Genomic DNA, 6,759 nt, shown 5'->3' with positions numbered 1-6,759 from the left:
CGTCCGCGCCGTGCCCCTGCACGGCGGCGCGCACTGGCTGGTCGAACCCGTCGCCGAAGGCTGGCGCGCGCAGGCGGCGACCGAGGATCCCTTTCCCGTGGAGACCGTGATGGACGACGTGCAGAACCCCGCACCCGAGGGTGCCGAGGCCCCCGCGGCCCCCGATGCCGCGGCGGTGGCCGCCGCGTTGCCGGTGCAGCTCGAGTTCGAGCTCGGCCGCTGTGCGATGACGCTGGGCGAGCTGGGGGCGCTGCAGCCCGGCTACGTGTTCCCCCTGCCGCTGCCGGCGGAGGGCGCCAACGTGGTGGTGCGCGCCAACGGGCGCGAGGTGGCGCGGGGCGAGGTGGTCGCGGTCGGGGAGACGCTCGGCGTGCGCCTGTTGAACTGGCTCGGACCCGCGCATGGACTTCAATAGCTTCTCGCCGGCCCTCATCCTCGTCACGGTCGTCAGCCTCGCGCTGGCGCCCTTCGTCGCGGTGATGGTGACCTCGTTCACCAAGATCGTGGTCGTGCTCAGCCTGCTGCGGAACGCCCTGGGCCTGCAGCAGGTGCCGCCCAACGTGGTCATCAACGGCCTGGCCATCGTGCTGTCGATCTACGTGATGTACCCGGTCGTGCTGGACACCCACGATGCGGTCACCGCGCGGCTGGCGGAGCAGGAGGCCGGCGCGCCGCTGCAGACCACCCAGGGCGAGGTGCCGCAGGGCGAGGGCGACCGCAGCATGAGCGTGGCGCGGCTGATGGACCTGGTGCACGCCGGGCGCGAACCGCTGCGCGGCTTCCTCATCCGCCACTCCAGCGACGCCGAGCGCGCGTTCTTCCTCAGGAGCGCGCAGCGCCTGCTGCCCGCCGAGCGCGCCGCCGACGTCACCGCGGACGACTTCATCGTGATCGTGCCGGCCTTCACCGTGAGCGAGCTCACCGCCGCGTTCCAGATCGGCTTCCTGATCTTCCTGCCGTTCCTGATCATCGACCTGGTGGTGTCGAACATCCTGCTCGCGCTCGGCATGATGATGCTCTCGCCGACGACGGTGTCGCTGCCCTTCAAGCTGCTGCTGTTCGTGCTGATCGACGGCTGGGCGAAGCTGGTGCACGGCCTCGTGCTCACCTACGGCACGGCCTAGCGAGGACGCCGCGCATGATGACCGACGTCCTCGAACTGACCCGCCAGGCGCTCTGGCTGGTGCTGCTGCTGTCCGCGCCGCCCATCGTGGCGGCCTCGGTGATGGGCCTGCTGGTCGCCTTCCTGCAGGCGGCCACGCAGATGCAGGAGCAGACCTTCGCCTACACGGTGAAGTTCGTCGCCATCGTGATCACCCTGTTCGTGACCGCCGCGCTCCTCGGCGGCACGCTCTACACGTTCTCGGACCGCCTGTTCCTGGACTTCCCCACGTTGATCCGGCGCTGACGGCGGATGCAGTTCGACAGCGTCGCCAACATCATCCTCGCGCTCGCGCTGACCACGCCGCGCATCATCGGCGCCTTCCTGATGCTGCCGCTGATGACGGCGGAGACGGTGCCGGCGACGGTGCGCAACAGCTTCTTCGTGAGCCTGGCCATCGTCGCGCTGCCGATCGCCGCGGCGGCGGCGCCGGTGCAGGGCATGGGGCACGCGCTGTGGCCGCTGCTGCTGGTCAAGGAGCTCTTCATCGGCATCGCCATCGGCTTCTGCTTCGGCATCGTGTTCTGGGCGCTGGGCGCGGCCGGCAACGTGATCGACACCAAGGTCGGCGCGACGCTTGCGCAGGTGTTCGACCCCATCCAGGGCCACCAGACCTCGCTCACCGGCGACTTCCTCTCGCAGCTCGCGGCCTGGCTGTTCATGGCGAGCGGCGCGTTCCTGGTGTTCCTCGACATCCTGATGTCGAGCTACGTGCTGTGGCCGGTCACCTCGTTCATGCCCGACCTGCGGCCCGCAGGCATGCACACCTTCATCGGGCAGTTCAGCTTCCTGGCCACGGCGATGCTGGTGATCGCGGCCCCGGCGCTGGTGATCATGGCCCTGGTCGACCTGTCGATGGGCCTGGTCAACCGCTACGCGCCGCAGCTCAACGTGTTCGCGCTGACCCTGCCGATCAAGTCCTGGCTGTCGACGTGGATCATCCTGCTGATGCTGGGCGTCATCGTCGAGTTCGTGCTCGACCGCCTGTTCGCCAACCGCGGCCTGCTGGACCTGCTCGACCGCACCTTCGGCGGGTAGCCCGGGCGCGGGCTCCTCAGCCGTTGCGCGGGCGGACCGTCTCGGCCCACATCAGCACCTCGGCCACGGCCTCGAAGAACTCGTTGGTGATGTACTCGTCCAGCTCCACGCGCTCGTGCAGCCCGCGCGCGAGCGGGATGTTCTGCATGATCGGTACCCCGGCCTCCTCGGCGGTGCGCTTGATCAGCTCGGCGTCGGCGTCCTCGCCCTTGGCGACGACCATCGGCAGGTCGGTCACCCCGTCCTCGTAGCGCAGCGCGATGGCGATGTGGGTGGGATTGGTCACGACGACGTTGGACCCGCGGACGGCCTGCAGCATGTTCTGCTGCGACCATTCCTCGTGCAACTGCTTGCGCCGGCTCTTGACGTAGGGGTCGCCCTCGTTCTCCTTGACCTCCTGCTTGATGTCGCGCCGGCTCATGCGCAGCTGCTTCATGTAGGAGAACTTCTGGTACGCCGCGTCGAGCGCGGAGACGAAGAAGAACACGAAGATCGTCCACACGCCGATGCGCACGAGGCCGTACCAGATCGCGTCGCCCATCGCCGTGGGCGGCGCCTGCGGCAGGATCAGCAGGTCGTCGAGCATGCGCAGCGCCACGATGACGCCGATGCCGATCAGGGCCACGCTCTTGAAGATGGACTTGGCCAGCTCGACCACGTTGTCCATCGAGAACATCTTCTTGATGCCCTCGGCGGGATTGAGCTTGGACAGGTCGGGCTTGAGCTTCTTGAACGCCAGCAGCGGGCCCACCTGCAGGAACTCGACCAGGAGCCCGATGAACACCGCCATCAGCAGCAGCGGGAGGGTCAGCCAGACGATGAGGTCGAGCGCGCTCCAGGCGAGGTCGTGCAGGGCCTCGCCGAAGGGGCGGTTGATCGCGGCCAGGCTCTGGTTGGTGAAGGCCTGCAGGCGGGCGTTCATGTAGTCCAGCATGAGCCAGCCCGCGACCAGCCAGGCCAGCACCAGCACGGTGCTGGTGAGTTCGCGGCTCTTGCTGACATTGCCTTCCTTGCGCGCGTCCCGGATCTTCTTCGGGGTCGGCTTCTCGGTCTTGTCAGCGCCCTGGTCCTTCGACGCCATGGGCGGTCGCGTCTCCGCATGCGAGGCGCCGGCGAGGCTAACATGGCGGCCACCGCGCTGAACGGTCCCCGCGACCTAGGGGCTTCCCGAGGTCGACGCCATCCTGCCCCGGGACTAGAGTCCGTTCCCGTGGCAATCCGCCCCGCGCGCCTGCCGCCGTCAGAGGACCCGCATCGCCGCCATGAGCATCACCGATCCACGCTTCGACAGTTCCAGCCTGGCGCCCTACTCGGGGCAGCTCGGGCTGGACGACCTGCAGCGGCGCCACGATGCGCTGGGGCAGGTGGGCGTGGAAGCGCTGCGCGAGGCGGAGGTCGCGCCGGCGGCGCCGGCGACCGATCCGGGCGAGGACGTCCTTGCCGCGCCCGCCTGGGACGGCGCGCCCGGGACGCGGCTGTTCCACGCCGACGCGGCCCTCGGCGCCGAGCTGGCCGGGCTGCCGCTGGCGGCCGCGGCCGAGCGCGCGGCCGACGCCATCTTCGCCGCGCTGGGCTGAGCGCGGTTCCCGCCATGAGCAGCCAGGTCCCCACGCCGGAGGCCCTGCGGCAGGCCGCGACACGGCTGCTCGCCGCCCTGGCGGCGCATCCGGACCCGGAATACAGGCTGGCCGTGCTCAAGCGCGTCGCCCGCCGCCTGGGCGAGGACGGCTATCCGACCTTCCTGCGCGTGCTGAACGTGATCGCCGAGAGCGACGATGCGGCCGCGCAGCGGCTGGTCGCCGACACCTTCGGCGTGGCCCTGCGGCGCATGGACCTGCCCGGCGGGGCGCTGAGTTCCTGGGGGGCGGCGCGCCTCCCCGAGGGCGGCTCGCCGCTCGCCGCCAGCGCCTTCTCCGGGCGCTTCTTCGGTGCCGCGCCGCGGCGGTCGCTGGGGCCGGTGGAATACCTCACGGTCTGGCATCTCCAGCGGACCCAGCGGCAGGAGCTGGGGGCGCCCGTGTTCCGGCGCGCCATGAGCCAGTTGATCTCCCTGTTCAACCGCAGCGACGAGGCCCGCAGCCTCTACCCGCAGAAGCTGGCCGCCGACGCCCAGAACGAGCTGGAGGGCGGCTACACCCGGGCGACCCGCGAGCGTCTGGGGGCGCTGGCCGCCGCGTGGTCCTCCGGGCAGTCCCCGGAGCAGGTGGCCGATGCGGTGCTTGCCAGCGGCGCGCCGCTGGATCCGCGCGCCTGGGTCGTGCACGACCTCTGACGCCGCGGCTTGTCCGCACGGGGGCGCATCGGTGACCCTATGCCCACGACGGGCGCAGGGGGCGCCCGACGTCGAGCGCGTCATGTGGACCTCGAGGCGGTGCGGAGCGACCCGGTCGCTTCGTTCCGGGCCTCGGGCCGTCCTGGTGGCCGGCCGGGCCGCGCCCGGCGACATCACGCACCGCCGACGGTCCACGTATCTCACTCCAAGGTGCACAACACGCTCCGGAGCACCATGGCGGTAGCCGCTGATTCCCTGGCGCCCATGCAGCCGTCCACACCGCTGGTGCAGGGCGCTGCCGGGCGCGTCTTCGCCTTCGGGGGCGGCGCCCCCATCACCGCCGGGCGCTTCATCCGCGACGCCCGCAGGGTCGCTGCGGCCCTCCCCGAGTCGCGCTGGCTCGTCAACCTCTGCGAGGACCGCTACGCCTTCCTGGTGACCTTCGCGGCCGCAATCCTGCGCGGGCAGGTCAATCTGCTGCCGTCCTCGCGCGCGCCCGAGGTGGTGGCGGACGTCATCGCCCGCCATCCCGGCGCGCAGGCGGCGGGAGACGCCCGCAGCCATGCGCCGGCCTGCGGGCTGCAGCGCATCGACCGGCTCCTCGCCACGGCGCCGCCGGCCGACGGCGCCGCCGGTCTGCCGATGCCGCGGGTCCCGCTGGAGCGCCTGGTGGCGATCGGCTTCACCTCGGGCAGCACCGGCGCGCCGCGGCCGCAGCCCAAGACCTGGGGCGGCCTGCTGCGCAGCAACGCCGGCAACCTCGCCGGGCTCGGCCCCTGGGCGCCCGAGGGCGGTGCCGTGGTCGCCACGGTGCCGCCGCAACATATGTATGGCGTCGAGATGTCGGTCCTGCTGCCGATGCTCGGCCCCTTCTCCATCCACGCCGGCCGGCCCTTCTTCCCCGACGACGTGCGCGCGGGGCTTGCCGCCGCCGACGGCACGCGGGTGCTGGTATCGACGCCGGTCCACCTGCGCGCCCTGCTCGCCAGCGGCATCGACCTCCCGCCCCTGGCCGCGATCGTCTCGGCGACCGCGCCGCTGCCGCAGGCGCTGGCCGTGGAGGTCGAGGCGGCCTGGGGCGCACCGGTGGTGGAGGTCTTCGGCTCGACCGAGACCTGCGTGATCGCCCAGCGCCGCACCGCGGCCACCGAGGTGTGGACGCCGCGGGAGGGCGTGAACCTGCATCCGCAGCCGGACGGCGTGCAGGTCGAGGCCACCTGGCTGGAGCGGCCGGTCGTGCTGCAGGACCTGGTCGAGCCGGTCTGCGGGGGCGGCTTCCGCCTGCACGGCCGGGCCACCGACCTGCTCGAGGTCGCGGGCAAGCGCGCCTCGCTCGCCGACCTCACCCGCCGGCTGCTGGCGGTGCCGGGCGTGCTCGACGGCGTCGTGCTGCAGCAGGACCGGGTGGACGCGCGCGGCGTGCGTCCCATCGTCGCCGCCGCGGTCGCGCCCGGCCTGTGCCGGCGCGACATCGTGGATGCGCTGCGCGGCGGCGTGGATCCGGTGTTCCTGCCGCGGCGGCTGCGGCTCGTGGATGCCCTGCCGCGCAACGAGACGGGCAAGCTTCCGCGCGAGGCGATCCTGGCCCTGTTCGAGTAGGCGTGCCGGCTCAGGTGATCCGGGCGAGCATCCGCCGGTGGCCGATCAGCCGCGCCCAGCGGCCTCCCAGGTCGAGCCAGCACAGGTAGCCGGCTTCGCCGCAGAGGCGCAGCAGGGCGCGCGGGTGCCAGCGGAAGCGTTCGTCCGCGGCCACCGGTACCGCCTCGAAGCCGAGGCTCTCGGCGAGGGCCACGCAGCGGGCCAGGTGGTAGCGGTTGGAGAGCAGCAGCGCGCGCGGGCGCAGCCCGGCCTGCGTCATCAGCGCGCGCGCGTTGCGCAGGTTCTCCAGGGTGTCGAGCGACTCCGCCTCGCGCAGGACCACCGCGCTCTCGTGCAGGCCCATCTCGATGAGGGCCGCGTGGCCGACGTCGGCCTCGCGCGCTTCCGGCGGGCCGCCGCCCATGAGCACCAGGGTCCGCCCGGGCTGGGCCTCGACCAGGGCCAGCGCGCGCGCCAGGCGCTCGCGGAAGTCCGCGTCGGGCCGGCCGTCGCGCAGGCGCTTGCCGAACACCAGGACCACGTCGCCCTCGGCGTGCAGCGGAGCGCGCCAGGCCGTGCGCAGCGCGCGCAGCAGGTAGCCCAGGTAGAGCAGGCCGCCGGTGACCAGGGTCGCCAGCGCCGCCACCGCCAGCGAGTGGGCGATGTCCAGGTGGCGGTGGGGGTCCAGCGTCGACATGGCGTGAATTGT

The 6,759-nt window shown here is 72.2% G+C and carries 9 protein-coding genes; 7 read left to right on the top strand and 2 right to left on the bottom strand.

The features are described 5' to 3' along the window. The 4 genes from sctQ to sctT all read left to right on the top strand — a co-directional run. The coding region (gene sctQ / locus ACFO3Q_RS06225; protein WP_377003779.1) for a type III secretion system cytoplasmic ring protein SctQ at positions 1 to 415 on the top strand (415 nt) is incomplete at its 5' end. After that, positions 402 to 1,124 carry an EscR/YscR/HrcR family type III secretion system export apparatus protein gene (locus ACFO3Q_RS06220; RefSeq protein WP_377003778.1) on the top strand — a complete coding sequence of 241 codons (723 nt, stop codon included), beginning with the start codon at positions 402 to 404 and terminating at the stop codon, positions 1,122 to 1,124. The genes sctQ and ACFO3Q_RS06220, both read left to right, overlap by 14 nt. Before the next feature lie 14 nt (positions 1,125 to 1,138). Beyond that, the gene (gene sctS, locus ACFO3Q_RS06215; RefSeq protein ID WP_377003777.1) at positions 1,139 to 1,408 is read left to right on the top strand and encodes a type III secretion system export apparatus subunit SctS; all 270 of its coding nucleotides are present in this window, start codon (positions 1,139 to 1,141) and stop codon (positions 1,406 to 1,408) included. 6 nt (positions 1,409 to 1,414) lie between these two features. Further along, complete coding sequence (sctT, locus tag ACFO3Q_RS06210) at positions 1,415 to 2,200, top strand: type III secretion system export apparatus subunit SctT (RefSeq protein WP_377003776.1); 786 nt, start codon at positions 1,415 to 1,417, stop codon at positions 2,198 to 2,200. Positions 2,201 to 2,216: 16 nt separating this feature from the next. Here the strand turns inward: sctT and sctU are convergent, their stop codons facing one another. Further along, positions 2,217 to 3,281, bottom strand: coding sequence for a type III secretion system export apparatus subunit SctU (gene sctU / locus ACFO3Q_RS06205; protein ID WP_377003775.1), 1,065 nt, complete (start codon positions 3,279 to 3,281; stop codon positions 2,217 to 2,219). Positions 3,282 to 3,462: 181 nt separating this feature from the next. Between sctU and ACFO3Q_RS06200 the strand changes: the two genes are divergently transcribed. The 3 genes from ACFO3Q_RS06200 to ACFO3Q_RS06190 all read left to right on the top strand — a co-directional run bounded on the left by ACFO3Q_RS06200 (position 3,463) and on the right by ACFO3Q_RS06190 (position 6,071). Next, positions 3,463 to 3,777, top strand: a complete 315-nt coding sequence (locus ACFO3Q_RS06200) for a hypothetical protein (RefSeq protein ID WP_377003774.1) — start codon at positions 3,463 to 3,465, stop codon at positions 3,775 to 3,777. 14 nt (positions 3,778 to 3,791) lie between these two features. Next, positions 3,792 to 4,472, top strand: coding sequence for a hypothetical protein (locus tag ACFO3Q_RS06195; protein ID WP_377003773.1), 681 nt, complete (start codon positions 3,792 to 3,794; stop codon positions 4,470 to 4,472). Between the two features lie 234 nt (positions 4,473 to 4,706). Then, positions 4,707 to 6,071 carry an AMP-binding protein gene (locus ACFO3Q_RS06190; RefSeq protein WP_377003772.1) on the top strand — a complete coding sequence of 455 codons (1,365 nt, stop codon included), beginning with the start codon at positions 4,707 to 4,709 and terminating at the stop codon, positions 6,069 to 6,071. A gap of 10 nt (positions 6,072 to 6,081) precedes the next feature. Here ACFO3Q_RS06190 and ACFO3Q_RS06185 read toward each other — a convergent pair whose 3' ends face one another. Beyond that, positions 6,082 to 6,747 carry a YdcF family protein gene (locus ACFO3Q_RS06185; RefSeq protein ID WP_377003771.1) on the bottom strand — a complete coding sequence of 222 codons (666 nt, stop codon included), beginning with the start codon at positions 6,745 to 6,747 and terminating at the stop codon, positions 6,082 to 6,084. Between the last annotated feature and the right edge of the window lie 12 nt (positions 6,748 to 6,759).

It is taken from the genome of Coralloluteibacterium thermophilum, from assembly GCF_042654365.1.
GTDB classification, from domain to species: Bacteria; Pseudomonadota; Gammaproteobacteria; order Xanthomonadales; family Xanthomonadaceae; genus Coralloluteibacterium; species Coralloluteibacterium thermophilum.
Note: the sequence above shows the minus strand (reverse complement) of the source record. Positions and strands in the feature narration are given on the sequence as shown.

Coding starts and splice junctions, on each gene's coding strand:
- ACFO3Q_RS06220 (WP_377003778.1), top strand. CDS start 402: ATGGACTTCAATAGCTTCTCGCCGGCCCTCATCCTCGTCACGGTCGTC.
- sctS (WP_377003777.1), top strand. CDS start 1,139: ATGATGACCGACGTCCTCGAACTGACCCGCCAGGCGCTCTGGCTGGTG.
- sctT (WP_377003776.1), top strand. CDS start 1,415: ATGCAGTTCGACAGCGTCGCCAACATCATCCTCGCGCTCGCGCTGACC.
- sctU (WP_377003775.1), bottom strand. CDS start 3,281: ATGGCGTCGAAGGACCAGGGCGCTGACAAGACCGAGAAGCCGACCCCG.
- ACFO3Q_RS06200 (WP_377003774.1), top strand. CDS start 3,463: ATGAGCATCACCGATCCACGCTTCGACAGTTCCAGCCTGGCGCCCTAC.
- ACFO3Q_RS06195 (WP_377003773.1), top strand. CDS start 3,792: ATGAGCAGCCAGGTCCCCACGCCGGAGGCCCTGCGGCAGGCCGCGACA.
- ACFO3Q_RS06190 (WP_377003772.1), top strand. CDS start 4,707: ATGGCGGTAGCCGCTGATTCCCTGGCGCCCATGCAGCCGTCCACACCG.
- ACFO3Q_RS06185 (WP_377003771.1), bottom strand. CDS start 6,747: ATGTCGACGCTGGACCCCCACCGCCACCTGGACATCGCCCACTCGCTG.